This window comes from Streptomyces sp. NPDC006733 (assembly GCF_040636125.1).
Classification (GTDB): Bacteria; Actinomycetota; Actinomycetes; order Streptomycetales; family Streptomycetaceae; genus Actinacidiphila.
The window spans coordinates 35,213-61,346 of record NZ_JBEYJD010000035.1 but is presented as its reverse complement, the minus strand read 5'-3'; the positions used below and the strand labels follow the sequence as shown (position 1 = coordinate 61,346).

Sequence of the window (26,134 nt, the reverse complement as noted above, 5' to 3'; positions counted from 1 at the left end):
CACGGTGGTCTTCCCGGCGCACGACGGAACGGACCTCGCCCATCACGTGGTCGGCACCGGCGCCCCGCTGATCTGCCTGCCCGGCGGCCCGCAGGACTCCGTGTACCTCGGCCGGCTCGGCGGCCTGTCCGCCCACCGGCAGCTGATCATGCTGGATCTGCGGGGCACGGGGCGGTCCGCGATGCCGGCGGATCCCGCCTCCTGCCGGTGCGACCGCCTCGTCGACGACGTGGAGGCGCTGCGGGAGCACCTCGGCCTCGACCGGCTGGACCTGCTCGCCCACTCCGCCGGCGCGAACCTCGCGGCCCTGTACGCGGCCCGGTACCCGGAGCGCGTCGGCAAGCTCGTGCTGGTCACCCCGAGCACCCGGGCCGTCGGCGTCACGATCACCGGGGAGACCCGCCGTGCGACCGCGCGGCTGCGCGCCGACGAGCCGTGGTTCCCGGCGGCGTACGCCGCGTTGGAGGCGCTGGGGGCGGGTCGTTTCACCGCGGAGAACTGGCAGGCCGTCGCGCCCTTCTCCTACGGCCGCTGGGACGCCGCGGCCCGGGCCCACCAGGCGGCCGAGGACGGGCAGCGCGACGAGGCGGTGACGGAGGCCTTCGGCGCGGAGGGCGCCTTCGACCCGGAGGCCACCCGCACGGCGCTCGCCGGGTTCGGCGCGCCGGTACTGCTGGTCGCCGGGCAGGTCGACCTGGGTGCCCCGCCGACCGCCGTGGCCGAGGTCGCGGCGGTGTTCCCCGGTGCCCGCCTCGTCGTGCAGCCGGACGCGGGCCACTTTCCGTGGCTGGACGACGCGTCGGCGTTCGTGTCGCGCGTCGCGGCGTTCCTGGACCGCGCTTGACCGGTGGGCCCCGCGCGGGGCGCGGGGCCCGTGCTGTGCGGGACAGCCGCTCAGCTGTGGGAGACGGTCAGTCCGTAGAAGGCCACGCGTGCGCCCTTGGTGGTGCTGCTGGAGGACGACTGGTTGTACGAGCCGGCCTTGAAGTACTGCTTGTACGCGTTGAAGGACGACGGGATCGGGTAGTGCGTCGTGCTGCCGTTGACGGTCAGGTCGATCGTGTGGCCGCCGGAGACGGCGATCGTGTAGCTCCACGTCTTGCCGATGGCCACGTGGCCGACCGTGTGCGGCGTCTGGCCGCCGGAGGGCGAGTTCTCGAGGCCCGCGACGATGTCACCGCTCGCGCGGTAGTACAGCTCGATCAGCGGCTTGGTGGAGGATCCGCCCGTACCGAGGTGGATCTGTCCGACGCAGACGTTCGACGTCACGGACACCACGCGCAGGGTCGCGTTGAGCTTGTGGGCGCCGCTGAGCGACCAGTTGGCGGAGCTGCCGTTGGAGTTCATCTCGCGGAGCTCGCTGCGGGCGTAGTTCGAGTTGGGCGTGGTGACGCCCTTCTCCGGCGCCCAGAAGGTCATCGCGCCGTCGCGGGTGTCGGTGTAGAAGTACGAGTCCTGGAACCCGTTCGCGCCCTGCAGCCGGGCCGACGAGATGGTGGTCGGCGAGCCGGGGGAGCCGACCGGCTCCTGCAGCTGCCACACCGACAGGTTGAAGTTGCCACCGGGCGCGACGGAGGGGGACGTCGCGTGCGCGGTGGTGCCCAGCAGGCCGATCGTGCCGGCTATGCCGGCGGCGGTGGCCAGGACGAGGATTTTGGACCGAGATCTCATGTGGGGGGCCTTCCAGCGCTGTGTTCATGAATGTGAACTAGGTCTAGTCCAACGGGTGCGCCAGATCTGAATAGCACGGCCGCGATGCCGGGTCAACGGTCCTGCCGCAGCACGGAGTTCTTCCCTCCGATTCAGGCCGCTACGTACGGTTCATATACGTGAAAGAACTGCTGCCGGAGGGTGCCCCGCGCGGAGCGCTCCCGTGCGGTCCGGGCCTACGGCTGGAGATGGGGGGACAGGGCGCTGTCGATGCCCTGCCCGATGCGCTCCGCGAGGCTGCCCTCCCGGTCGAGGGCCCACATCAGCCCCGTGCCGGCGGCCGCCGCCTGGACGGACCGCGCCAGGGCGGCGACATCGGTGCCCGCGCGGAGCGCACCGGTGGACACCGCCTCCGCCAGCAGGTTCCGCACCGCTCGCGCGTAGGCCCGGTGTGCGGCCAGGGCGTGCTGGTGGAACTCCGGGTCGGTCAGGTCGACGCACAGGAAGGCGAGGTGGTTGGCGTACGCCTCGGGCGAGGACATGGGGGCCATCGCCTCCACTGTCAGGGCCACCAACGCCTGCAGGGCCGTCTCGTGCGCGGATCGCGCGCGCCCGAAGAGCGCGTCCGCGTCCTGCGCGGACTGCTCGGCCAGGGCCAGCAGCAGGCCCCGCTTGGAGCCGAACCGCTGCACGAGCGTGGCGGGCACCATCCCGACCTCGCGGGCCACCACCGCCAGGGTGAGCCCCGCGGGACCCACCCGGCCGATCACCTCGGCCGTGGTCCGCAGGATCGCCGAGTCGTGCACTCCCCGAGGACGTCCTGTCACCACGACTCCCTTAAGGATGAGCCGGAGGCCCGGCCGTCGTTCCCCCCACGGGACGACGGCCGAACCCCCGCTGTCGCTGCTGGCCATGTGCAACGAGAACTGAACGTACGCGAGCGATCTACGCTCGGCTACCGGGCCTGGGGAATGTGGCCGAGAATCACCCGTATTGAGTCGAACACCTGCGCCGCGCCCACGTGTTCGGTGGACGCGGCAACAGGGGCCTCGGAGCGACGAGTTGATCTCAGGCGTAGGGGTCGAACGGGATCCCGGCGGGCTTGGAGTTGTTGAGGGCGTCGTTGAAGGTGCTGTCCGAAATCTTGATCGTGGCAGAACCGAAGTCCGCGTTCATGAGCTTGTCGCGCAGGCCCGCCGGGTAGCCATTCCACCCGACCAGGCGCGGATAGAACCAGTTGCCGGTGGTGTTCTCCGCCGGTTCATCGTTCGCGTTCGCGAGGCGGTAGAAGTGCGTCGAGGCGCCGTCCTTGTGGTACACGACCTTCGGGTGGGAGCCGTCGAAGCGCACCGCCGACCGCGGGTACGCCTTCCAACCGCTGTGCTGCGACGTCGAGACGTACTGGACCTGGTTCTCCTTGACCCACACCACGACGTGCTCCCAGTCGTGCCGGTGCCCGATGGCCGCCGGCCCGAGGGTGGCCTGGTCCTTCTCGAAGTAGCCCGCGTACACGACCGCGCACCAGCCGTTGTTGCACTTCTCGCGCGAGTACGTGTTGGAGTTCGCCAGCTGGGCGGCGTCGTGGCAGTGCCCGTTGACGTCGCCGCCGGGCTTCAGACCGGGGTTGAGGGTGCCGTCGGTGCTGATGGCGGCGGTCTGGTAGCAGCCGTCACCGTCGTAGTCGAAGGCCGGGGAGAAGGACTGCTCGAGCCCGTCGGCGTTCTGGGGCAGCGCCGGCAGGACGGAGGCACTCGCGCCGGTCGGGAACCCCGTCACCAGGGCCGCCGCGCCGAGCACGCTCGCGATCGCGGACCGGCGGATCCTGCTTCTTCCCGGGTTCACCGATGACGACAGCATGCTGCGCACATCAACTCCATAGCAATACATAGGGGACGAAAATTCTCGCCCGGATTACGCGCTGGAATTGTGGAACTCTACGAAGGTGACGACGACCGTAGAAGTCCTCGCACGAAAGGTCCAGTGTCGCGGACGTGAATAGGGAACGCTTTCCTGAGGAAACCGGAAGTTCTGCCGGAGGTTTACCGAACGAACCTTTGGTAACCGCCGGTTGATGGCACCATCACCCCATGACGATCACTGAAACCCCCGGTCCCCGTCGTGCGGGGCCGGCCGCCCTGGCCCGCGGATTCCTGACCGCCGTGGTGGTCGGCGCCTCGCTGGCAGCGGTCGCGGTCGGGATCGTGGTCCGCGACGCGGCCCTGTGGTGCGCCGGCGGCGGGCTTTTCGCCCTCACGGTCGCTGCTATGACGGTGGTGGCGCGGCGTAAACGTGCGCGAACGCCGCCGCCGGAAAAGCAGCGCGCACTGGCCATGATCGAAAGCCGGCGCGCCACCAGCGCCGAGGGGGCGGATGTGCCCATCGCCTTCGTCCTGACCGTGGCACCCGACGGCGGCGCGGCGTACCGGGTGCGGTTCACCCAGCGGATCAACCTGGTCGACGTCCCCGACTACCGGCCGCGCGGCATCGTGGTGGTCGAGTACCCCGCCGACCGGCCGTGGGCGGCCAGGATCATCGCCGAACCGGACGCGGCATGGGCGGCCCGCGCGGTCGAGGCGCGGCTGGACTCCGCCCCGGAGTCCACCGAGGTGGCGGAGCCGAGCCCGCCGGCTTCGTGCTGCCTGACCGGCGTCGCCGGAGTGCTCATCGGTGCGGCGATCGTGGTCCTGTCCTTCCGGGCGGAGCTGTTCCACGACGAGGACGGGAACGGGGCGAGGGTCGGGGCTCCGGCGGCCTCGACCTCGACGACCTCCTCCTCGTCATCATCGTCGTCGAGCACGACCACCGCACGGACCTCGGAGTCGATGCTGCTGCCGACGCAGATGCGCCGCACCGCCGACGCGCTGATCGCGACCCACTCGCCGTACGCCGTCGCGTTCTCCGTCGAGGAGCACGTGATGTCGGTCCGCGGCGTCGGGCCGGGGGAGACGGCCGGCACCCCTCCGCGGATCGATCTGCGCACCCTCCCCTACGACCGGCTCCCCGGCCTGGTCCGCGAAGCCCGCACCACGTCCGGTGTCGGCGACACCGGCGCCTGGCGGGTGGCCGCCGAGCACGACCCGCGGAGCGGGGCCCTGCTCCTGCGCGTGACGGTGTCGGACGACCACGGGTCCGGCTTCCTGGTCGCGGACGCTCAGGGACGGGTCACCGGACACGGCGGCTGACGCGCGGCCGACGGCGGCTCAGCGCGCGGCGGTAGCGGCGGCGGTCGCGTGCAGCCGGTCCCGCAGGGCGAGGGCGGCGGGCAGGGGAGTGGCGGGCAGCGCGAGGTGGATCGTCCGGTGGGGGAGCTGCCCGGCGAGCGGGCGCAGCACGAGGTCGGCCGGCACCGCCCGCGCGGCCAGCGCCGGGACCAGCGCGACGCCCAGGCCCGCGGCGACGTAGCCGAACTTCCCGGTCCACTCCGCGACGCGGATGAGCTTGCGGGGGGCGAAGCCCGCCCGCGCGCAGGCGTCGTCGAGGACGGCCGGCCGTCCGGCGGGGGAGTCCTGGAGCCATGCCTCGTCCCGCAGGTCGTGCAGTTCGATCGTCTCCGCGGCGGCCAGCGGGTGGTCGCGGGGCAGGGCGACGAGCAGTTCGTCCCGCAGCAGTTCGGTCGTCGTGACGCCCTCGGCGGTCGGGAGGCCGGACGGGTAGTCGCTGACCACGGCCACGTCCAGGGCCCCGTCGGCGAGACGTTGCGTCAGCGTGCCGCTGCGGCCCTCGACGGCGACGACGTCGATGTCCGGCCGCGCCCGCTGGAACGCCCGCAGGGCGGTGGGCACCAGCGAGATGTTCGCGGTCGCGAACGCGCCGACGCGCAGCGTGCCGCCCTGCCCCGCGTGGATGGCGGCGACCTCCTGCCCCGCCCGCGCCAGCCGGTCGAGCACGTCGACGGCGTGCCGGTGCAGGACGTGGCCGGCCGGGTTGAGCCGTACGCCGCGCGGGAGCCGTTCGAACAGCGGCCCGCCGGCCCGCTGTTCGAGGGAGGCGATCCGGCGGGACACCGCGGACTGCGTGTAGTTGAGCCGGGCCGCGGCCCGGGTGAACGACCCGGTGTCGGCGACGGCGACCAGCAGACGCAGCGCGTCGATCTCGAACACATTCCCCCCACTCATGGATGCGATGCACTCTAGTCGCTGGTGGAATGCCGTCGCCGGTTCTAGCGTCTGTCGGGTGGCTGTGGCTGTGGCTGTGGTCGCGGCAGTGGTCGCGACGGTCGTCGGACCGGCGCTCGTGAGCGATACCGAGGAGGCAGCGTGCTGGTGGTACTGCGAGCCGGGACGGAGCCGGGCCGGTGACCGCGGGAGCGGACATCGACCTGGCGGCGATCCTGGCCGACCTGGCGGAACTGGTGCTCTGCGAGTCCTTCTCCGCCGATCACGCGGCTCTGGCGCGCAGCGCCGACGTGGTCGGCGCCCTGGGCGCCCGGCTGCTGGGCGCCGCGCCCGAGAGGATCGTCATCGAGGACGTGCCGCACCTGCGGTGGGTGTTCGGCACCCCGCGGGTGCTGCTGGTGGGGCACCACGACACGGTGTGGCCGACGGGGTCGCTGCGCAGCCACCCGTGGTCGGTGGTGGACGGCATCGCGCGCGGCCCGGGGGTGCTGGACATGAAGGCGGGGCTGGTGCAGATGTTCCACGCGCTGGCGTCCCTGCCGTCCCCGGACGGGGTGTGCGTGCTGGTCACCGGGGACGAGGAGGTCGGCTCACCGACCTCCCGGGCGCTGATCGAGCACGCCGCGCGCGGCTGCGCGGCCGCCTTCGTCCTGGAGGCCTCCGCGGACGAACACGGTGCGCTGAAGACCGCCCGCAAGGGCACGTCGCGCTACGAGGTGGTGGTGCGCGGCCGGGCCGCGCACGCCGGGCTGGAGCCGCACAAAGGGATCAACGCCGCGATCGAGGCGGCCCACCAGGTGCTGGCCATCGCCGAGTTGGCGTCCGCCGTCGACGCGGACACCGCGCACGCGGCCGGCGCCGCCTCCGCGCTGGGGGCCACCACCGTCACGCCCACCCTCCTGACCGCCGGCAGCACGCTGAACACCGTGCCCGCGCTGGCCAGGATCTCGGTGGACGTACGGGTCCCCAGCGCGTCCGCCCAGGAGCGGACGGACGTCCTGCTGCGCGGGCTGACCGCCCGCACGCCGGGCGCGCGGCTGGAGGTGCTGGGCGGCGGGCAGCGCCCGCCCATGGAACCGGAGTCGTCCGCCGCACTGTTCGCGCTGGCCGCCGGGATCTGCGCGGAACTCGGTCAGGAGCCGCTGCGGGGGATCGCGGTCGGCGGCGCCTCGGACGGCAACTACACCGCGGGTGTCGGCTGCCCGACGCTGGACGGCCTGGGCGGGGTCGGCAGCGGAGCCCACGCGGACTCCGAACACGTCGTGGTCGACCGGATCGTCCCCCGCACCCGGCTGCTGGCCCAGCTGATCGCGCGGGCCCCGCGGTGACCTGCGCACCGCGGGACCCGGCGGGTCAGCCGGTGGCCGGTCCCGTCCAGGCGGCGGGGACGTGGCCGACGCGCACGCGCTGGGGGTGGTAGCCGACGGGGACGGAGAGGATCTTCTGACCGGTGGCGAAGTCGATCGCGGTGATCTGGTTCGCCCCGCTCTCGGAGATGACGCAGGCCTTGCCGTCCCCGCTCAGCGTGGCCCAGTACGGCTTCGACGCGGGGACGAGCGGGCCCTCCTGCAGCGTCGCCCGGTCGACGACCGTCGCGTAGTCGTCCACGGTGCCGGCGACGCACAGCTTGGCGCCGTCCGGACTCATCGCCAGGCCGTGGTCGCGCGAGTCGTTGGGCCACGTGGTCCGGTCCGGATCGGTCGCCGGGTTCACCGGCAGGGTCTTGATCCGGGTGATCGTGTCCGTGGCGACGGAGTACTCGACGAAGCCGCTGAAGAACGACACCTGGAAGTACAGTTTCGAGAAGTCCGGGGAGAACGCCACCGGGCGCACGGCGTTGGAGAGGTCCGAGCGGCCGAACGCGTCGAGGCGGGCCCGCATGTCGATGGTGCGGACCGGCTGGTAGGTGGCGCCGTCGACGACGGTGATGTGCCGGTCGCCCTTGGTCCAGTCCCAGAACGGGTCGTCGAGGTTCGTCTGGACCTCGCCGATCGACATGTTCCAGAGGTACTTCCCGTTCTCGGTGAAGACGTTCTCGTGCGGCTTGGCACCGGTCTGGAAGGAGCCGAGCTGGCGCCCGGTGCGGATGTCGAGCACGTACGCCGCGTTCGCCAGGGACGCGGAGACCACGACGCGCCCGCCGTCCGGGGAGAGCGCCATGTGGTCGGAGCGGTAGCCCGCCACCGGATAGCGCCAGTTGACCTTCCCGCTCGCGAGGTCGATCGAGACCACGTCGCCGAAGCTGGGGCGGGAGACGACCACGGAGCGACCGTCCGGCGTGGTGTACATGTCGTCGACGTACTGGTCGTGGCCCTCGCCCGGGCCCTGCTGGATGGCGAGGTAGATGGCCAGCCGTACCGGGTTGAGGTAGATCTCGGTGAGCCGCTGCGCCTTGTCGGGGATCACGTTGACGCGCCCGATCTTCGCGAAGCTGCCGGTGGAGCGGACCACGTCGGCGGTGCCGTCCCAGTTGTTCCCGACGAACAGCACCTCCTTGAGCGGGTCCGCCGCCGCGGGCTGTTCGGCGCCGGCCGGAGCGGCGCACACGGCGGCGAGGGCCAGCGTTGCGGCGAGCAGTACGAGAGAAGTCCTCGGGCGCTTGAACGCGTTCATGGAGTCTCCGGGGTCGAAAGCGTCGAACGGGGTCCCGCCGAAGGGGGGGGTTGACCGTGGTCCGGGCGGATTCGGGGCGGCGCCGCGACGGGCGACGGGGGTCTTGCTCACGGCACCCTGGTGCTACTTTTCGGTGGTCCACAGGAAACCAAGGCGGCTCGCACCACCGATAGGCACCGGTCCCCAAGGACGCGGCCTGCGGTTGTGACTCGGCCCCAATCGTCCAGGGGGACCGGGCGGAGGCGGCAGAACGTGGAGACTGCAGCGGGTCGTAGCGCGCTGACCGCGGTGTTCCGGGCCATGGCCGGGGACCCGGCCGTCGTCGACGAGGTCGTCGCGGCGGCGCGGGCCGACTCCGAGGAGGTGGCGAGACTGCCGCCCGCGGAGAACCGGCGGCACGTCGAGGTGATGCTTGCCGCCGGGCTGGCCGCGTTCGTGCGGCCCGGGGAAGCGGGCGAGGCGGCGCCGGACGCGACGCCGGACGTCGCACCGGACTTCGAGGCGGCCGTCCTGCTGGGTGCCGACCGGGCCGCGCAGGGCGTGCCGATCACCGCGCTGCTGCGCGGTGTCCAGGCGGGCCGCAACCGCGCGGTACAGATCGCGACGGAGCGGGCCCGGGCCGCGGGCGTACCCGCCGAGGTCATGCTGGAGGTGCTGCTGCAGTCGGACCGGTACACCGGCGCCCTGGAGATCCACGTCATCACCGGGTACCACGAGGCGGAGCTGGAGTTGGCCCGCACGGCCCGCGAGGCCCGCACCCAGGTGCTGCGCCGGCTCCTGCTGGGCGACGCCCGCGCCCTGTCCTGCGACGACCTGGCCGAGACCGGTCTGCAACCGCAGGGGCAGTACCACTGCGTCGTGTCGGACGTCACCGACCCCGTGCGGGCCCGGGCCCTGGAGCGGCAGCTCGCCGTCAACGCCGGGCTGTTCGGCCTGGTCGACGGCAAGCTGACCGGGATCGCGAGCCGCCTCCCGCCGCCCGGACCGCTCGACGTCCAGGCGCTGGTGGTGGTCGCGCCTGCGGCGCCCCTGCGCCGGATCCGCACCCTGTACGCGCTGTGCCGGGACGCCCTCGGCTCGGCGCAGGAGCAGGGGCTGCGCGGCCTGTACCACGTCACCGACCTCGCCGGGCCGAGCGCGCTGTCCGCCCAGCCCGCGATGGCGGACCTGCTCAGCCGCACCCTCCTCGGCGCGCTCGACCCGGCCGACCCCTTCCACCGGCAACTCGCGGCCACCGTGCTCGCCTACCTCGACCACGGCCAGCGCTTCGACCGCACCGCGACGGCCCTGCACGTGCACCCGAACACCATCCGCTACCGGCTCACCCGGTTCGAGGAGACCGTCGACGTCTCACTGGAAGCCCTCACCACCCGGAGCCGGACGGCCGTCCTGGACACGCTGCACTGGTGGTGGGCGCTGCGGACCTGGCTCGCACCCCGCTGATCCGGCTCGCACCGCGCCGACCCGGCTCGCACCGCGCCGACCCGGATCCCATCGCGCGGACCTGCGGTCGGCGGGGTCGCCGGCCGGCCGCTCGCCCGATCACCCGCCCGGGTCGCGGCGGCGCGCCACCGCTCCCGGCCGGGTGTGCGGGTGTTCCGTAGGGGTAGGCGAAGCCGACAGAAACGATCGGGAGGGTTGTCCGCTGATGACACAGCAGTCCGAGAAGGCGGTCGGGGACCAGACGGCCGAGGGCTCGCCCGGCGGCTCGTCGGGGGAGGACGGCAAGACCAAGGTCACGATCCTCATGGCGCTCGGTGCCAACCTCGTCATCGCGGTCGCCAAGGCGGCCGGCGGACTGTTCGCCGGATCGCCCGCCCTGCTCTCGGAAGCCGCGCACTCCGTGGCGGACAGCCTCAATGAGGTCTTCCTGCTCGCCTCCCTCAAGCGCAGCAAGCGCGCGCCGGACACCGAGCACCCCTTCGGGTACGGCAAGGACCGGTTCTTCTGGTCGCTGCTCGCCGCGGTCGGGATCTTCACGATGGGCGGCTGCTTCTCGGTCTTCCAGGGGTTCGAGGCGCTGCGGTCCAGCGGCGAGGAGAGCCACACCGGCTACCTGGTGGGCCTCGGCGTCCTGGTCGTCGCGCTGCTCGCCGAGGCGGCGTCGCTGGCGAAGGCACTGCTGCAGCTGCGCGGGCAGGCCCGCGAGGCGGGACGCGGCCTGCTCCAGCAGATCAAGCTGGCGGAGGACCCGGCCCTGCGGACCGTCCTGGCCGAGGACGGCACGGCGGTCATCGGCGTGCTGCTGGCCATCGCCGGCATGGCGCTGCACATGGCCACCGGGCAGGTGCAGTGGGAGGCGGGCGCGTCGCTGGCCATCGGCGTCCTGCTCATCTACGTCGCCTACCGGCTCGGCAAGGACGCCCGCGGACAGCTGATCGGTGAGGCCGTCGACCCGGGGCTGCAGCTGCGGATACGGTCCTTCCTCGCCGAGCAGCCCGAGGTCGACGCCGTCACCTCGCTGCTGACGATGCGCCTGGGCATGGATTCCACGCTGGTCGCCGCACGGGTGGACCTGGTGGGCGGGCTGGACAGCGAGGAGGTGGAGGAGGTGTCCGGACGGATCAAGCGCGAGATGCGGAAGAAGTGGCCGAAGGCCGACCAGGTCTTCCTCGACATCACCGACGCCTCGGACGAGGACCGCTCGCGGGCCGGCCGGGACCGGGAGCGGCTGGACGGGGAAGCTGCGGAGCACCCCGCGGGTCGCTGACGGCCGGCGTCGACGTGCCCCGGGTTCCGCCGACGCGGCCGGCCCCTCGATCGTCGATCCCGGCTCTCCGCTCTCGGCGAACCTCTTCGCTGTCGGCGAAGTCGGGTCGCGTGCACCAGCGGGCCGGTGTTTGAGTGGCCGTATGGAGATCTTGGTACTGGGCGGGACGGCATGGCTGGGCCGCGAGATATCGCGGCAGGCACTGGAGCGCGGACACCAGGTGACATGCCTGGCCCGCGGGGAGAGCGGCGAAGTGGCCGAGGGCGCACGGCTGGTCGTCGCCGACCGGCGTGACGCGTCGGCGTACGAGGGCCTGGCGGACCGGGAGTGGGACGCGGTCTTCGAGGTGTCGTGGCAGCCCGGCTTCGTACGCGGGGCGCTGGCGGCCCTCGGCGGGCGGGCGCGCCACTGGACGTACGTGTCGTCGGTCAGCGCGTACGCGTCGCAGGGGCAGCCGGACGCGGACGAGTCCGCGGAGCTGCTGCCGGCGGCCGAGGGCGATGAGGTCGAGCGCGAGGAGTACGGGCAGGCCAAGGCGGCGTGCGAGCACGCCACGACGGCCGAGGTGGCGGACCGGCTGCTGATCGCCCGGGCCGGACTGATCGGTGGCCCCGGCGACCACAGCGGCCGCACCGGCTACTGGGTCGCACGGTCCGCCCGCGAGCCGCTCGCACCGCTGCTCGTGCCCGATTCCCCCGACATCCCGACCCAGGCGGTCGACGTCCGGGACCTCGCACAGTGGCTGCTGCTCTGCGCGGAGAACGGGACGACCGGAACGTTCAACGCGGTCGGCCCGATCGTGCCCTTCGGACAGTGGGTCGCCCTCTCGCGGGAGATCGGCGGCCACACCGGACCGGTGGTGGAGGCCGACCCCGAGCGGCTGCTGGCGCAGGAGGTGGTCGAGTTCATGGGCCCCGAGTCCCTCGCCATGTGGATGGTCAACAAGGACTGGACGGGTTTCAGCGCCCGCAACGGCGACGCGGCGAGCGCGGCGGGCCTGCGGAACCGGCCCCGGGCCGAGATGCTGGCGGACACCCTGCGCTGGGAGCGGGAGGAAGGTCTCGACCGGCCCCGCCGGGCGGGGTTGAGCGCCGAGCGCGAGCGTGAGCTGCTCGCCGCCCTGGACTGAGCCGGTCGCCTGCGCCCTCCGGGTGGTACAGGCCGATGGGCCCGGCGGTTCGCACCGCCGGGCCCATCGCCGTTCACCGATCCTGGAGTGACGCGCGGTGCGGCGGACCTTGTACGGGAAGGTCCGGTGCACCGGCGGGCACTCCGCGGATCACTCGTCGCAGTCGTCGTCCTTGCCGCCGTTGTCGTGGCCGGGGGTCTCGTGGCCGGCCTGCGGGCCGTGCTGGCCGTGCGGGCGGCCGTCGTCACCGGTCATGTGACCGGAGGAGGTGTTCGCGCACGTGTTGCCGAACGCCGGGTTCAGCAGGCCGACCACGTTCACGGTGTTGCCGCAGAGGTTGACCGGGACGTGCACGGGCACCTGGAGGACGTTGCCGGAGAGCACACCGGGGGAACCGATGGCCGCCGCCTCCGCACCCGCGTCGGCGGAGGCCATGCCCGCGCCGGCGAACAGGGCGGATCCCATGACCGCGACCACGGTGGTGGCCTTGGCGATACGCGACATCAATTTCTCCTTGTCGAGGAAGCACCGCATCGGTTGCGGCACAGACCCCACGATCAAGCCCATACATTCGCGGCGAAAACCTCCCCAACACGCCGACTTTGCCACGACATAAGCGGCATCTCACCGCAACAGCCCACCCGGTGCGCCCTGCCCCCGACCCTGCCCCGACGCTGGGTCGGCGCCGAGGCCCGCCAACTCACCGCACAGTGCTGGTCGTCACTCCGCGGCTGCGACCAGGGCGCCTCCGGCCCGCGCGTCCTCCGGCCCTACGAGGACGTCACCCGAGGAGAGCGCAGTTGCGACCTGGTGTCAGGAGTAGAAGTTGCGCTGCCAGCGGTGCTTGGCGAGGACGGCAAGCTGCTCGGCGGTCAGCGGGCGGCCGTCGCTCACGGCGGTGTTCCGCTCCACGTTGCGCACGGTGCGCATGCCGGGGATGACGGTGGACACGGCCGGCGCGCTGAGCACGAACCGCAGCGCCGTCTCCGCGATCTCGTCGGCGGCGATGCCCAGATCGCCGACGATCGCGTCGACGTGCTGCTCGACCTGCGCCGGACGGTCGCCGCGGAAGTAGCGGCTGCGGAAGTCGCCCTCGGGGAAGGTGCTTCCGGCGGTGACGCGCCCCGTCAGGCCCCCTTCGTCGAGGGCCACCCGGACGATCACGCCGACGCCGTGCTCCTGGCAGGCGGGCAGCAGGGTGTCGGCCGGCGCCTGGTCGAAGATGTTGTAGATCACCTGGACGGTGTCCACCACGCCGCTCCGGACCAGGGCCAGCGCGTTGTCCGGCTGGTGGTCGTTGATCGAGACGCCGAACAGCCGGATCTTGCCCTGCTCCTTCAGCTCGGCGACCGTCTCCAGCCAGTCGCCGCGGCCGACCCACTCGTCGCTCCAGACATGGAACTGCAGCACGTCGAAGTGGTCCAGGCCGCTGACCCGCAGGCTGGTCTCCAGGGTGTCGCGGATGTGCGAACCGGGGAAGGCCTCCGCGGGGTCCAGGCCGTCGGGTGCGGGCCAGACCCGGTTCTTCGGGGGCACCTTGGTCGCCACGTACACCTGGTCCCCGGCCCGTTCGCGAACCACCCGGCCCACGATCCGCTCGCTCTCGCCGTAACCGCGCGCGGTGTCGATGAAGTTCACGCCCCGGTCGACGGCATGGTGCAGCGCGCGCACCGACTCGTCCTCCGTGGCACCCACCCAACCCGACGCGCCGATCCCCCAGGCCCCGTAACCGATCTCGGACACCTCGATACCACTACGGCCCAGCCGGCGCTTGCGCACAGTCGTCCTCCACGTCACGGTCGTAGCCCGGCCCAGCGGATCGCCACGCCGGGACGACCCTAGGCGATGCCGCAGGCCAGTCAAGCGAGTTACGGGCGCCCGCGCGTGTGCTCCAGGATGCGGGTGGAGCGCGGGAGCCCGGTGGGTGTTCCGCTGAACGGAACGCGACGCGACAGGCGGGCACCGCCGGAGCACCCTGTCCGGGTGACTCCACGTCGAAGAACCGCGCTGGTCGCGGCCGCCGTACTAGCCTCCGCCCTCACCGCGTGCGGTGGAAGCGGGTCGTCCGGGTCGGGTGCTCCCGCCACCGGCACGCCCACCACCGCCGCCAAGTCGGCGCAGCCGCCCGCCGCCGCCCCGGGATCCGGTTCGGACGGACTCACGCCCGTCGGGACGCGTCTGGCCCTGGGCAAGGACGCGACCGTCGCCTGGGTCCCACCGTCCGTGTACCTCGCCTCCAAGAACGCCGCCCTGAAGGGCTTCCGGCTCCAGGTGACGGTCGAGTCGATCGAGAAGGGCTCGATCGAGGACTTCAAGAACGTCCAACTGAACGCCAACGAGCGCGCGGCCACGCCGTACTACGTCACGGTGAGCGTCAAGGCCCTGGGAACCGCCGCACCGACGGGGGACGACGACCCGGACCTCACCCTGAAGGCGTACGACGATCGCGGGCAGCCGCAGGCGAGCGTCATCTTCCTGGGCGAGTTCAAGCGGTGCGCCGACAACAAGGCGCCGAAGCCCTTCGCGAACGGCAAGTCCTACAAGAGCTGCCTCACCTACCTCATGCCGGGCGGCGGTTCGATCCAGGACGTCCGCTGGAACGGCGGTCCGAACGAGGCCGGCCAGGTCACGCCCTACTTCAGCAAGCCGATCGTCTGGTCGGCCGCGTAGCGGGCCAGGGCCCCGGACTCCGCAGGCGTCAGACCGGCCAGGACGCGGCCGGGTCGTCGAGCCAGGCGTCCTGCCCTTCCGCTGTGACCGTGAGCCCGAAGCGTGAGAGGCCGGGGCGGCCCTGGCCGTCCCACCAGTCGTAGGCCGCCTCCACCTCGTCCCACAGGCGGCGGGGTCCTGCCTGGTAGACGGTCGACTCCGGGGTGCCGTCCTGGAAGAGCACGGCCGCCCAGGACAGGTCCGACAAGCTGTAGAACCAGTCGCTGCGGGCGCTGCCGCGCGCGTCCCCGGCGTGCAGGCAGTGCGGCACCCGCAGGCCGGCGACGAACAGGAACGGCCCGAAGCGGTCGTCGAAGCCGTCCTGGGCGGTCAGCGTGGTGGTGCTGATGTCCGCCGTCCTGTGGAACCGCTCCGGCACGTACGCGGCGTGCCGGACGGGAGGGAGCCGCTGGGAGCGGACCTTCATGAACTCCACGGGGCCGGTGAAGTAGCCGGTGGCGCTCTTGACGTCGTCGGCGACCGTGAGCCGCGCGACGGCGTCCCGGTTCGAGAAGTGCGTCCCCCAGGGGGCGACGATCAGCCCGCCCGCGGCGGACTGCCGGACCCAGGCGAAGGGGATGTCGCGCACTCCGCAGGTGGCGAGGACGCGGTCGTAGGGGGCGTGCTGCGGGTACCCGAACAGGCCGTCGGCCACCGCCACGGTCGCGAGCGCACCCGCCCGGTGCAGTGCGTCCCTCGCCCTGCCGCCGACGGCGGGGTCCACCTCCAGCGAGGTGACGTTCGCCCCGCCGAGCCGGTGGGCGAGCAGGGCGGTGTTCCAGCCGGTGCCGGTGCCGATCTCCAGGACGCGCTGTCCGTCGGCGACGCCGAGGTCCTGGAGCATGCCGAAGACCACGCCCGGCGCGGAGGACGACGAGGTCGCCACCCGGCCCGGCTCGCAGCCGTGGTGGTTGCCGTCGTCCCACTGGGTGGTGATCGGCCGGTCGGTGTCCGCGTGCTGGAACCACGCCTCCGGATCGTCGGCCTTGCTGATGACGCTGCTGGCTTGGGTGGCCATGTCGAACGGCCAGACGGTGTCGGGGAGGAACGCGGCGCGGTCGACGGCGGCGAAGGCCGGCAGCCAGTCCGAGCCCATGGCGCCCGAGGCGAGCAGGATCCGTCCCAGCTCTTCGCGACTGGGCCGTCCCACCTGTGTGGTCCTGATCGTCACTTGCGGCGGCCTCCGTCCCCGGGAGGGGTCGTACCGTCGGGGTTCGGCGGTTCTGACGGGACCGGCCACGGCTGGCCGGGGTGCTGGTCCTCGTCCCCGGCGGTCGGGTGCTGGAGTGTGGTCATGCGGGTCTCCTCGCTGATGGCGGATGGAGTGACGTGGACGAGGCACGGCCTCGGCTGGGAATCCCTCGGTCGAGCAGGTCGCCGTCGCGTCGGCTTCATCGCCGAGTGCAGTGCTCAGGTGAAGACGCTAGAGATCCCGGTTGCTCAGGTGCGCGGTGATTGCGCGGGATTGCTTCTGGCGGGCGAGGATTGGAGGAGCTTGCTCAAGCCTGGTCCAGGGACGACCGCGCCCGGGCGATGAGGCGGTGCGCCCGGTGGCCGTAGACGGCTGAAGCGTTGAGGGCCTCCCAGATCGTCGAGAACAACGCGATCTCCTGCGGTTCGTCGAGCCATAGCTCGGCGCTCCACGTCTCGGAGATCACCAGGCGGTCGTCGTAGATGGAGAACCCGTCCCCAGGGGCGAGGGTCATCGGGGCGCCGAGGGGGATGATGCCGAGGGAGACGCTGCTCAAGCCGAGCAGTCCGATCAACCGGTCGAGTTGGCCGGCGAGGACGTCCGGCGGGCACAGGAGCACGTGCAGGGCGGCTTCCCACATCAGGAGGTGGAACTTGCGTCCGCCTTCATACAGGGCTGCCTGGCGCTGCATCCTGGCGTTGACGGCGAGCTCGATGTCCCGGGGCGTCCCACGCAGGTCGACGTACCGGCTGAGGACGTGACGGGCATAGTCGGCGGTCTGGAGCATGCCGGGAACGACTCCCGCTTCGAACGACCGGACGACTTCGCTGCGGTTGGTCTCGGTGATGCCTGCCTCTTGGCGGGGCCGGTGGCCTGCCGCCAACTGACGGCGCCACGAGCGGTAGCGGGTTTCCAAGCCCTGGAGGCGGCCACGCAGCTCCGCGGCTGAGTCGGGTTGCCCGACCGCCGCGACCCAGGCGTCGAGGTCCGACAGGCTCGGCGTCTGCTTGCCGTTCTCGAGGCGCGAGACCTTCGACGCCTGCCATCCGAGCTGGGACGACAGGTCCCGTCCGCTGAGGCCGGCCTCGGTGCGCAGTTCGCGCAGCCGCACACCGAGGGCAAGCCGGGCCTGCTGGAAGTCGGTACTCACACGGAGGAACGTACCTGCGCTGTGAACTCACGGGCAGGGCGCGCGAAGTGCCAGGCCGCGTCACGGATCTGGCATCCGAGCAGGACCTGCTCCGTGTCCTGCGTCAGGTGCATACCCAGCGAGCGGTCCCCGTCGAAGGAGAACTGCCCGATGACCTTGGAGTCGAACAGCCAGAAGTCGCGCATGGGGAAGCCGAGGCCGTCCGCCTTGTCGCGCGGCAGGTACCGGATGTCCTCCCCGGCGGCCACACTGTCCGCCACGTCCTCCAGCAGCCAGCGCTGGTAGTCCGTGGGAGGCACGTCGAGCACCCGCACACGTTCGACCCGCTTGCCCTGCGCGGTCAGCTCCCGCATGGTGACCAGCCATGGCCGGTCCAGGGCGGGGACGTGCTTGTCACCGCGAAGGAACCGCTGGAAGTCCTCCGTTTCCGACGCCACCCCGTAGGCCCGCCGCGTCTCCCAGCGCCATGCGGTGTGCTGGAAGCCGTCCCGGAAGAACGCGGTGATCGCCGGGCCACTGATCAGGTCGGTCACGCCGTCTACTCCTTGGGTCCGAATCGGGTCAGCAGTTCCCGCGGGACGACGACGAACGTCTCGGACTCCTTGACGTCCCGCAGCGCAGCGAGGTGGTCGGGGTCGGTGAGCCGTTCGCCCTGGACGATGATGTCGTTGGTCACGGTGTCGCGGTACAGGGTCGGGCAGTCGCCGTCCTTGGACGTGGTGCCGATGAACTCCAGGGCCATGTCAGGGATCCTTCGTTCGGCTTGGCCGGAGCCCTCAGGATGCCGTTGGTGGCGCGTTGCGGGACGGGGATTGCGCGAAATTGCGCGGCGCACGGAACCGGTCCGGATTGCGCGCAACCCGGCCGGCGGCCGTGGTGTGCCCCCCGGGGTCAGGGCCGGGGGACACACCTGTCGGGGGTCCGCGGGGAGGCGGAGGAGGTGGGCGGTCAGGGTGCGGGGGGTGGGGGGTCCGTGAGGGTGAGGGGGGCGCGCAGGGGGAGTTGTGCTGCTGAGGATCCGGCGAGCAGGGTGACGGTGCCGGGTTCGGTGCGCCAGCCCGCGTGTTCCGGGGACCAGTACTGGAAGGCGCGCGGTTCGACGCGGACGGTGGCCGTCACCGTCTCGCCCGGTTCGGCGCGGACGGCGGCGTAGCCCGCGAGGCGGCGCTCCGGGCCACCGGGCGCGGCGAGGTACAGCTGCACCACTTCCCGGCCCGCGCGCGGGCCGGTGTTGCGCAGCCGGACCTCGACCGTCAGGGCGGTCCCGGCTGGGAGCACCGGCGGGACCGTGAGGTCCTCGTAGCTCCAGCTGGTGTAGCCGAGGCCGTGTCCGAACCAGTAGGCCGGCTCGTTCGTCGCGTGCAGCCAGGCCTGGTAGCCGATGCGGGGGCCTTCCGCGTAGTGCAGGACGCCGTCGACGGGGACGGTGCCCAGGACCGGGACGTCCTCGGTGCGGGCCGCCCACGTGGTGGGGAGCCGGCCGCCCGGTTCGGCGGCGCCGAAGAGCACGTCGGCCAGCCCGTCGCCCGCCTCCTGGCCGGGGAACCAGCCGAGGAGGACGGCCGGCACCGAGGCGCGCCACGGCAGTTCGACCGGTCCGCCGGAGTTCACGATGACCACGGTGCGCGGATTGGCCGCGGCGACGGCGGCCACCAGTTCGTCCTGGCGGCCGGGCAGGGCCAGCCCCGGCCGGTCGAAGCCCTCGCTCTCGAACTCGTCGGTGGTGCCGACGACCACGATCGCCAGGTCCGTGGAGCGCGCGAGCTCCACGGCTGCCGCCAGCTCCGCGTCCTCGTCGCGGCGCGGCGGGTCGGCGGCGAGCGCCACCGGGTACCCGGAGTCGGCCTCCATCCGGCGGCGGGCGACCAGCCACACGTCCTGGCCCGCCTCCACGTGCCAGGGGACCTGCCGGAAGGACGGTGCGACGTGCAGGTAGGTGGGGTCCCGGGACTCGGGGGTCACGTACTCGTCGATCAGCGTCCCGCCGTCGACCCGCAGGCTCACCTGCCCGAGGCCGACCACCGCGAACTGCCACTCGCCGGAGCGGTCCGGCCGCAGTACGGCACTGACCTCGACGACGGTCGCCGCACCGATGTCGGCTCCCGCGTCGGTGGGCTCCAGGATCCGGCCGCTGAGCCGGTGTTCGACGTGCACCTCGGCGTCCTCGTCGTCGAGGTAGCGCACCAGGACACCGGGGTCGCCGGTGCGCGGGTTGCGGGAGTCGCGGGCCGACAGGGGCGTCGGACGGGCGGTGAGGAAGACGCCCGCGCAGTGCTGGACGTCGGCGACGCCGTCCAGCGCGCCGCGGATGCCCTCCAGGGGGGAGCGCGCGGCGACGGGGAAGACACCCGCGCTGCCCCCGCCCTGGATCCGGGCGGCGGCGGCGTTCGGGCCGATGACCGCGACCGAGCGCAGCCGGGTGCGGTCCAGCGGCAGCAGCGCGTCCTCGTTGCGCAGCAGCACCGCCCCGGCGGCGACGGCCCGGCGCAGCAGAGCCCGCGCTGCCTCGGGGGAAGGTGCGGGCGGCGGCACGGGGCGCGGTGGCCGGTCGGCCAGGGCGCCGACGCGGGCGGCGAGCCGCAGGATGCGGCGGAGCTTGGCGTCGATCGCTGCCTCGGGGACGGTGCCGTCCTGGACCGCGCGCACCAGCGCCGCGCCCCACAGGGCGTTCGGCCCGGGCATGGACAGGTCCTGCGCCGCGCGGGCCGAGGCGGCGGTGGAGCGCACCGCGCCCCAGTCGGAGACGACCAGGCCGTCGAAACCCCACTCGCCCTTCAGCGGCTCGTCGAGCAGCGGGCTCTCGGACATCGCGGCGCCGTTGACGGCGTTGTACGCCGACATCACCACCCAGGCGCCGGCCCGGACGGCGGCCTCGAAGGGCGCCAGGTACACCTCCCGCAGGGTGCGTTCGTCGATGTGCGCGTCCAGGGTGAGGCGTTCGGTCTCGGAGTCGTTGGCCACGAAGTGCTTGGCGGTGGCCGCCACTCCGCCGCCCTGTACGCCGCGCACGTACGCGGCGCCGGTGCGGCCGGTGAGCAGCGGGTCCTCGGAGAAGCACTCGAAGTGCCGGCCGCCGACCGGGGAGCGGTGCAGGTTGAGGGTGGGCGCGAGCAGGACGTCGATGCGCTTGCGGCGCGCCTCGCCCGCCAGCAGCGCGCCCAGTTCCTCGACCAGTTCCTCGTCCCAGCAGGCGGCGAGCGCGGTGGGGGAGGGCAGGGTCAGGGCGGCGTCGCGCTCGTCCCAGCGCTCGCCGCGCACTCCGACCGGCCCGTCGGAGAACGTCATGGCCCGCAGGCCGACGGCGGGCTCCGCCGGGGTGCGGAAGACGGCGGAGCCGGAGAGCAGCCGCACCTTGGCGGGCAGGTCGAGCTTGGCGATCAGCCGGTCCAGGTCGTCGGTCGACGGCAACGATGACGGCTCCGGTGGCGGCTCCGGCAACGTGGACGGCTCCCGGGGCACCGGGGTGGTGGCGGGCGGTTCTGCGGGGTCCTGCGCGGTCACGGTCATCCCTTCATCGCTCCCTGCATGATTCCGTCGAGGATCTGGCGGCCCATCAGAAGGAAGACCACGATGATCGGCAGGCTGGAGACCAGCGTGCCGGCGAGTACGAGTGAGTTGTCCCGGAAGTAGCCGCTGGCCAGTTCCGACAGGGACAGCTGGACGGTCGGGTTCTGCTGCGTCATGACGACCTTGGGCCAGTAGAAGTCGTTCCAGGTGGCCATGAAGGTCAGCATCCCCAGCACCGCCATCGCCGGGCGGGCGGCCGGCACCACGACGTGCCAGGCCAGGCCGCGGGTGGTGCAGCCGTCCATGCGCCCGGCGTCGAGCAGTTCGTCGGGGACGGCGGTGACGAGGTACTGGCGCATGAAGAAGACGCCGAAGGCGTTGGCGATGGAGGGGACGATCAGGGCCTGGAGGTGGTCGGTCCAGTGCAGCCAGTTCGCCATCATGATGTAGAGCGGGATGATGCCGAGCTGGGTGGGCACCATCATCGTCGCCACGACGGCGCCCAGCAGGCCGTTGCGGCCGCGGAAGCGCAGCTTCGCGAAGGCGAATCCGGCCAGCGTCGAGGTGGTGATCACCGAGAGCGTCACCAGGGTCGAGACGATCACCGAGTTGAGCAGCGCCAGTTGCATGTCGGACTGGCTGAAGACGCGGCCGATGTTGGACCACAGCCGGGAGCCCGGCAGCAGCACCGGCGGCATGCGGGTGATGGAGGCGTTGTCGCGGGACGCGGCCACCACCGTCCAGTAGAGCGGGAAGAGCGAGAGCGCGACCACCACGGCCAGGACGGCGTGGATGCCCCGTCCGGCGGTGAGCTGGCTGTTCCGGCCGCGCCTGCGGGCCGGCCGGCGCGGTTGCCGGTGGGCCGGGCCCGTGGAGCGGGTGGTGCCGGTGAGGGGAACGGGGGCGCTCATGCGGCGTCGACTCCCTTCATGCGTCGCGCGAGGACGAAGTTCAGGGCGACGATGAGGACGATCACCAGGAACATCGCCCAGGAGATCGCGGCCCCGTAGCCGTACTTGAACTTGCCCCAGAACTGGTCGTACGTGTAGAGCGCCATCGTCTGGAACTGGTGCTGCGAGCCGCCCGCCATGGGGGTCTGGCTGGCGCTGAACAGCAGCGGTTCGCCGAACATCTGCAGCGCTCCGATGGTGGAGGTGATGACGGTGAACAGGATGGTCGGGCGCAGCATCGGGATGGTGATGCTGCGGAACTGCCGCCAGCGGCTCGCCCCGTCGATGGCGGCGGCCTCGTAGAGCTCGAACGGCACGGCCTGCATCGCGGCGAGGTAGATCAGCGCGTTGTAGCCGGTCCAGCGCCAGGTGACGATGGTGGAGATGCCGACCCAGGAGGACAGGGTGCCGGCCTGCCAGTCGGTGTGGTCGACACCGAACAGGCCGAGCACCCAGTTGACCAGGCCGTAGTCCCGGCCGAAGAGCTGGACGAAGATGATGGTGACGGCGGCCACCGAGGTGACGTTGGGCAGCAGCACCCCCATCCGGATGAAGGTGCGGCCGCGCAGCCGGTAGTTGAGCAGGTGGGCCAGGCCCAGCGCCAGCAGCAGTTGCGGAACGGTCGACAGGACCCCGATGCCCAGCGTGTTCTTCAGCGCGTTCCAGAAGAACTGGTCGTGCAGCAGCGCCCGGTAGTTGTCCAGCCCGACGAAGGTGCCCTCACTGCCCTCGGTGTCCGCCCGCCATCCGGTCAGGGAGACGTACGCGGTGTACAGCAGCGGGAAAAGGCCGAAGACCGCGAAGACCAGGAAGAACGGGGCGATGTAGAGGTAGGGCGAGGAGGTGCGCTCCAGGCGGCGCCAGGCGAACCGGGAAGGCCCGCGGGCGGCGGGGGCCGCGGGCGTTCTGGCGGCGGGCGGGGATTCGGTCGACACGGCCATGGCGGCGTTCTCTCCTTGCGGGCGGGGTTCGGGAGGCCGGGCGGGTCAGCCGCCGATGTTGGCGATCTCGGCGAGCGAGTTCTTCCAGGCCTTGTCCGCGGTGGCCTTGCCCTGCTCCACGGAGACCAGGCCGTTGCCGAAGACGTTGCCGATGTCACCGCCGTGCGCGCCCAGCGGCTGCGGGTTCAGGGCCTTCGCCGACTCGGAGAAGATCTTGCCGGTGGGGGCGTTGTTGAACAGCGGGTCGGTGAACGAGGCGATGTCCGGCTGGCTCCACAGCGCCTGGTCGGACGGGAAGTACCCCTTGTTCTTGAACAGCCACGCCTCCTGGGCGGGCGCGCTGAGCCACTTGGCCAGTTCGATGGCGGCGGCCGTGTGCTTGCCCTGCTTCGGCACCGTCAGGTAGGAGCCGCCCCAGTTGCCCCCGCCGCCCGGGATCCGGGCCATGTCCCACGTGCCGCCGTCGGCGGGCGGGTTGGCCTTGAACTCGTAGCTCATCCATGCGGGACAGGTGACGGTGGCGAACTGGCTCTTCTGGAAGCCGGTGTCCCAGGCGGGGGTGAAGGCCGCGATCCCGGCGGACTCGCCGTCCTTGATGGCGCCGGCGACCTGGTCGAAGGCCTGCTTGACCGCCGGGTTGGAGTCGGCGATGACCTTGCCGGACTCGTCGTAGAAGCCCTGCGGGGCCTGGGCGGCCATCGCGGAGAAGACGTTGCTGCCCGCGTCGAACCACTTGGTCTTCTTGTCCGGGCTCTTGGCCAGGAACCGCTTTCCGGTGGCGAAGTAGGCGTTCCAGTCCTTGAGCAGCGCCGAGACCTGGTCGCGGTCGGTGGGCAGGCCCGCCTTCTTGAACAGGTCGCTGCGGTAGCACAGCGCCATGCCGCCCATGTCGGTGCCGAGGCCGTACAGGGACGAGCCGTCCTGGCTGCTGGCGGGCTTGGTCTTGGACGGCACCCACTGGTTCTTGTCGACGCCGTGGTCGAGGAAGTTCACGAACTTGCCGGCCTGCCCCTGGAAGCCGGCGATCTGCCCGATCTCGACGGCTTCGATGTCGGCGGTGCCGCTGCCGGCCACGAGGTGCGCGTGCAGGTTCTGGTGGTGCGCCCCCATGTCGGCGCGGTTCTCCTTGATCGTGATGTTGGGGTGCAGCTGGTGGTACTGGGCGTAGAGGTCCTTGTAGCCGAAGTCGGAGAAGAGGTTGACGGTGAGCGTGATCTTGGCGTCCGCGCTGTCGGCCGCGGGCTTGGCGTCGCTGCCGCAGGCGGTGACGAGCAGTGCGCCCGCGACGGTGGCGGCGACGGCGGCAAGCCGGGTGGTGCGCCCGGTGAGGGTCTCGCGCATGGTGGGTCCTCGGTGGCTGGGGAGGGAGAGCGTGTCGGGAGCAGTCGGGAGAGCGCTCTCCCGCTGGCGTAGATTCCTGCCGAAGGGTCGTGGCTGTCAAGGGTTCGCGACGGATGCGGGGCGGTAAATCGGCGCTCCGACCGCAGCACCGCCCGAAAACGTGACAAAAAATGGGCGCCGCAGGCCCGCTGGGGCGCCCGTGCGGTCGCCACGCTTGACGACCCGGAAACGCGGAGGGAACCATCACCCACTCAGAGAGCGCTCTCCCGGCTCTCGCCCCCACGCCCCGGGCAGGACTCCCGGTATACAACCTCCCCCTCGGGCGCATCACGGCGCGGCGTCCCGGACCTGCATCGGGGTGCGCTCTCCCAGGTCGGCCGCACTGTGGCGGCGCGTTCGCACGCGTCGGGTCCCGGACAGCCCGCTCAGCCCCTGTGCCGGAGTCAGGGGCTGAGAATCGGCGGCCGGGGCCGGGGCCGGGGCCGGGACCGGGGGCCCGGGGTCAGTGGGGCGGTACGGTGGCGGCCGTGCCGGCGCGCACCGCCTGGACCACCTCGTCGTGCAGGTTCCGGCTCTCCTCCTCGGACGGGCAGGAGATGGGGCTGCCGGTCATGGTGAACCAGTCCGACGAACCGCTGTACTGCACCGCGATCCGCGCCTCGTCACCGGTCCACGTCGTGTGCACGGAAAGGTCACCGGTCAGGATCCCCACCTCGTCGGTGCGCACCCCGCCGCGCCCGGCGAAGACTCCTGTGGTTGTCCATGACGCCCAGCTCATCTCTCCACTGTCACACTTCCGGCCGAACCCGGCGAGCGGAGCCCCACGGCGCCGCCCGTCGTCGCCGCTGGCTGGTGCTCACGTAGCCGGGGGCGATCGCCGCGCCTTGTTCTGTGATCGTGAACAAATAGACTTTCCCCAGTGGCCCTGCGAAGGTCGCCCCAGGGCGGGCAGCCGCCGGGAATCGCCGAGGAGGGGGCCGACACGTGGGAAGCGGGCGGATGGATCCCGAAGCGCGTCCGCCGGTGATGGCGGACGTGGCCCGGGTGGCGGGGGTGTCGCACCAGACGGTGTCGCGGGTCCTCAACGGAGCCTCGCACGTGCGCGCGGAGACCCGGGACCGGGTGCTCGCCGCGATCCGGCAGCTGGACTACCGACCCAATTCGGCGGCGCGGGCCCTGGTCACCCGGCGCTCCCAGACGCTCGGCGTCGTGAGTTTCGGCAGCGTGCTCTACGGGCCCGCCTCGATGCTGGACGGGATCGAGCAGGCGGCGCGCAGCGCGGGCTACTTCGTGAGCGTGGCCAGCCTGCGGTCGCTGGACAGCCGATCGGTGCAGGAGGCCGTGGACCGGCTGCGCGACCAGGGCGTGGAGGGCATCGCGGTGATCGCGCCGCAGACGTCGGCGGTCAGTGCGATCGGCAAGCTCTCGACCGTGGTGCCGGTGGTCGCGGTCGGCTCCGGCAGCGAGTCCCACGTGCCGGTGGTGGCGATCGACAACGAGTCGGGCGCGCTGGCCGCCACCCGGCACCTGCTCGATCTGGGGCATCCGACGGTGCATCATGTCGCCGGTCCGCCCGGCTGGTTGGAGACCACGGCCCGGCAGCGCGGCTGGCGCGGGGCGCTGGAGGAGGCGGGGGCCCCGGTGCCTGCGGTGCGCAGCGGGGACTGGAGCGCGCGGTCGGGGTACGAGGCCGGTCTGGGGCTCGCCGCGGACCCCGAGGTCACGGCGGTGTTCTGCGCCAACGACCACATGGCCCTGGGCCTGCTCCGGGCGCTGCACGAGTCGGGGCGCGCGATCCCCGGCGACATCAGCGTCATCGGGTTCGACGACATCTCCGAGGCCGCGTACTTCTCGCCGCCGCTGACCACCGTGCGCCAGGACTTCGGCGAGTTGGGCCGCCGCGCCCTGGAACTGCTGGTGGAGCAGCTGACGGGCGTAGGCCCCTCGCGCCACCACATCCTGGTGCCGCCGGAGATGGTGCTGCGCAGGAGCACGGGCCCCGCGCCGTCCCGCTGAGTCCGGACCCGGCCCCGCTGATCCCGGCGCCGCCCCGCTGAGCGGAACCGCCCCCGCCGGGCGGCGTCACGGCGCCTGGCGGGGGAGCGGATCGGGCCCTACGGGTCAGGG

25 protein-coding genes are annotated in these 26,134 nt (G+C 72.2%); 8 read left to right on the top strand and 17 right to left on the bottom strand.

The features are described 5' to 3' along the window. Window positions 1–4 precede the first annotated feature (4 nt). Window positions 5–844, top strand: coding sequence for an alpha/beta hydrolase (locus ABZ721_RS28160; protein WP_358791578.1), 840 nt, complete (start codon window positions 5–7; stop codon window positions 842–844). A 50-nt stretch (window positions 845–894) separates the two neighbouring features. Here the strand turns inward: ABZ721_RS28160 and ABZ721_RS28155 are convergent, their stop codons facing one another. From ABZ721_RS28155 to ABZ721_RS28145, 3 genes are all read right to left on the bottom strand, one after another. Beyond that, a complete protein-coding gene (locus ABZ721_RS28155; RefSeq protein WP_358791527.1) occupies window positions 895–1,671 on the bottom strand; it encodes a polysaccharide lyase family 7 protein in 777 nt (258 codons plus the stop codon). A gap of 215 nt (window positions 1,672–1,886) precedes the next feature. Next, window positions 1,887–2,477 carry a TetR/AcrR family transcriptional regulator gene (locus tag ABZ721_RS28150; RefSeq protein ID WP_358791526.1) on the bottom strand — a complete coding sequence of 197 codons (591 nt, stop codon included), beginning with the start codon at window positions 2,475–2,477 and terminating at the stop codon, window positions 1,887–1,889. Between the two features lie 241 nt (window positions 2,478–2,718). Beyond that, a complete protein-coding gene (locus ABZ721_RS28145) occupies window positions 2,719–3,507 on the bottom strand; it encodes an NPP1 family protein (protein WP_358791577.1) in 789 nt (262 codons plus the stop codon). Window positions 3,508–3,737: 230 nt separating this feature from the next. On the opposite strand from ABZ721_RS28145, the gene ABZ721_RS28140 reads away from it, so the two are divergent. Next, window positions 3,738–4,832, top strand: a complete 1,095-nt coding sequence (locus ABZ721_RS28140; RefSeq protein ID WP_358791525.1) for a hypothetical protein — start codon at window positions 3,738–3,740, stop codon at window positions 4,830–4,832. A gap of 18 nt (window positions 4,833–4,850) precedes the next feature. Here ABZ721_RS28140 and ABZ721_RS28135 read toward each other — a convergent pair whose 3' ends face one another. Continuing rightward, window positions 4,851–5,750, bottom strand: a complete 900-nt coding sequence (locus ABZ721_RS28135; RefSeq protein WP_358791576.1) for a LysR family transcriptional regulator — start codon at window positions 5,748–5,750, stop codon at window positions 4,851–4,853. Between the two features lie 227 nt (window positions 5,751–5,977). Between ABZ721_RS28135 and ABZ721_RS28130 the strand changes: the two genes are divergently transcribed. Then, window positions 5,978–7,093, top strand: coding sequence for a M20/M25/M40 family metallo-hydrolase (locus ABZ721_RS28130; RefSeq protein ID WP_358791575.1), 1,116 nt, complete (start codon window positions 5,978–5,980; stop codon window positions 7,091–7,093). A 25-nt stretch (window positions 7,094–7,118) separates the two neighbouring features. Here ABZ721_RS28130 and ABZ721_RS28125 read toward each other — a convergent pair whose 3' ends face one another. Further along, the gene (locus tag ABZ721_RS28125) at window positions 7,119–8,378 is read right to left on the bottom strand and encodes a YncE family protein (protein ID WP_358791524.1); all 1,260 of its coding nucleotides are present in this window, start codon (window positions 8,376–8,378) and stop codon (window positions 7,119–7,121) included. A 252-nt stretch (window positions 8,379–8,630) separates the two neighbouring features. Between ABZ721_RS28125 and ABZ721_RS28120 the strand changes: the two genes are divergently transcribed. The 3 genes from ABZ721_RS28120 (at window position 8,631) to ABZ721_RS28110 (ending at window position 12,217) form a co-directional block, all read left to right on the top strand. Continuing rightward, window positions 8,631–9,821 (top strand): helix-turn-helix domain-containing protein, encoded by a 1,191-nt coding sequence (locus ABZ721_RS28120; protein WP_358791523.1) that lies wholly within the window; start codon window positions 8,631–8,633, stop codon window positions 9,819–9,821. A 205-nt stretch (window positions 9,822–10,026) separates the two neighbouring features. Further along, complete coding sequence (locus ABZ721_RS28115) at window positions 10,027–11,088, top strand: cation diffusion facilitator family transporter (RefSeq protein WP_358791522.1); 1,062 nt, start codon at window positions 10,027–10,029, stop codon at window positions 11,086–11,088. 142 nt (window positions 11,089–11,230) lie between these two features. Then, complete coding sequence (locus tag ABZ721_RS28110; RefSeq protein ID WP_358791521.1) at window positions 11,231–12,217, top strand: NAD-dependent epimerase/dehydratase family protein; 987 nt, start codon at window positions 11,231–11,233, stop codon at window positions 12,215–12,217. 150 nt (window positions 12,218–12,367) lie between these two features. Here the strand turns inward: ABZ721_RS28110 and ABZ721_RS28105 are convergent, their stop codons facing one another. Together ABZ721_RS28105 and ABZ721_RS28100 are read right to left on the bottom strand one after the other, a co-directional pair. Continuing rightward, on the bottom strand, window positions 12,368–12,721 hold the full coding sequence (locus ABZ721_RS28105; protein WP_358791520.1) for a chaplin: 354 nt from the start codon (window positions 12,719–12,721) through the stop codon (window positions 12,368–12,370). 309 nt (window positions 12,722–13,030) lie between these two features. Beyond that, window positions 13,031–13,996 (bottom strand): aldo/keto reductase, encoded by a 966-nt coding sequence (locus ABZ721_RS28100; RefSeq protein WP_358791519.1) that lies wholly within the window; start codon window positions 13,994–13,996, stop codon window positions 13,031–13,033. 204 nt (window positions 13,997–14,200) lie between these two features. On the opposite strand from ABZ721_RS28100, the gene ABZ721_RS28095 reads away from it, so the two are divergent. Beyond that, on the top strand, window positions 14,201–14,887 hold the full coding sequence (locus ABZ721_RS28095) for a hypothetical protein (protein ID WP_358791518.1): 687 nt from the start codon (window positions 14,201–14,203) through the stop codon (window positions 14,885–14,887). A 28-nt stretch (window positions 14,888–14,915) separates the two neighbouring features. Here ABZ721_RS28095 and ABZ721_RS28090 read toward each other — a convergent pair whose 3' ends face one another. The 10 genes from ABZ721_RS28090 to ABZ721_RS28045 all read right to left on the bottom strand — a co-directional run bounded on the left by ABZ721_RS28090 (window position 14,916) and on the right by ABZ721_RS28045 (window position 24,785). Beyond that, window positions 14,916–16,022, bottom strand: coding sequence for a methyltransferase domain-containing protein (locus ABZ721_RS28090; protein ID WP_358791574.1), 1,107 nt, complete (start codon window positions 16,020–16,022; stop codon window positions 14,916–14,918). 71 nt (window positions 16,023–16,093) lie between these two features. After that, window positions 16,094–16,222 carry a hypothetical protein gene (locus ABZ721_RS28085; protein WP_358791517.1) on the bottom strand — a complete coding sequence of 43 codons (129 nt, stop codon included), beginning with the start codon at window positions 16,220–16,222 and terminating at the stop codon, window positions 16,094–16,096. A gap of 203 nt (window positions 16,223–16,425) precedes the next feature. Beyond that, window positions 16,426–17,268, bottom strand: coding sequence for a helix-turn-helix transcriptional regulator (locus tag ABZ721_RS28080; protein ID WP_358791516.1), 843 nt, complete (start codon window positions 17,266–17,268; stop codon window positions 16,426–16,428). Beyond that, a complete protein-coding gene (locus tag ABZ721_RS28075; protein WP_358791515.1) occupies window positions 17,265–17,801 on the bottom strand; it encodes a DUF6879 family protein in 537 nt (178 codons plus the stop codon). The genes ABZ721_RS28080 and ABZ721_RS28075 overlap by 4 nt, the downstream gene beginning before the upstream one ends. 5 nt (window positions 17,802–17,806) lie before the next feature. Beyond that, the gene (locus ABZ721_RS28070) at window positions 17,807–18,010 is read right to left on the bottom strand and encodes a hypothetical protein (protein WP_358791514.1); all 204 of its coding nucleotides are present in this window, start codon (window positions 18,008–18,010) and stop codon (window positions 17,807–17,809) included. 206 nt (window positions 18,011–18,216) lie between these two features. After that, window positions 18,217–20,775, bottom strand: coding sequence for a glycoside hydrolase family 3 C-terminal domain-containing protein (locus ABZ721_RS28065; protein WP_358791513.1), 2,559 nt, complete (start codon window positions 20,773–20,775; stop codon window positions 18,217–18,219). Next, the gene (locus tag ABZ721_RS28060; protein ID WP_358791512.1) at window positions 20,772–21,686 is read right to left on the bottom strand and encodes a carbohydrate ABC transporter permease; all 915 of its coding nucleotides are present in this window, start codon (window positions 21,684–21,686) and stop codon (window positions 20,772–20,774) included. The genes ABZ721_RS28065 and ABZ721_RS28060 overlap by 4 nt, the downstream gene beginning before the upstream one ends. Continuing rightward, window positions 21,683–22,666 carry a sugar ABC transporter permease gene (locus ABZ721_RS28055; RefSeq protein ID WP_358791511.1) on the bottom strand — a complete coding sequence of 328 codons (984 nt, stop codon included), beginning with the start codon at window positions 22,664–22,666 and terminating at the stop codon, window positions 21,683–21,685. The genes ABZ721_RS28060 and ABZ721_RS28055 overlap by 4 nt, the downstream gene beginning before the upstream one ends. 45 nt (window positions 22,667–22,711) lie before the next feature. Then, window positions 22,712–24,007, bottom strand: coding sequence for an ABC transporter substrate-binding protein (locus tag ABZ721_RS28050; protein WP_358791510.1), 1,296 nt, complete (start codon window positions 24,005–24,007; stop codon window positions 22,712–22,714). A gap of 502 nt (window positions 24,008–24,509) precedes the next feature. Continuing rightward, on the bottom strand, window positions 24,510–24,785 hold the full coding sequence (locus ABZ721_RS28045) for a hypothetical protein (RefSeq protein WP_358791509.1): 276 nt from the start codon (window positions 24,783–24,785) through the stop codon (window positions 24,510–24,512). Window positions 24,786–25,006: 221 nt separating this feature from the next. On the opposite strand from ABZ721_RS28045, the gene ABZ721_RS28040 reads away from it, so the two are divergent. Next, entirely contained in the window at window positions 25,007–26,023 is a 1,017-nt protein-coding gene (locus tag ABZ721_RS28040; RefSeq protein WP_358791508.1) for a LacI family DNA-binding transcriptional regulator, read from the top strand. Window positions 26,024–26,134: the final 111 nt, after the last annotated feature.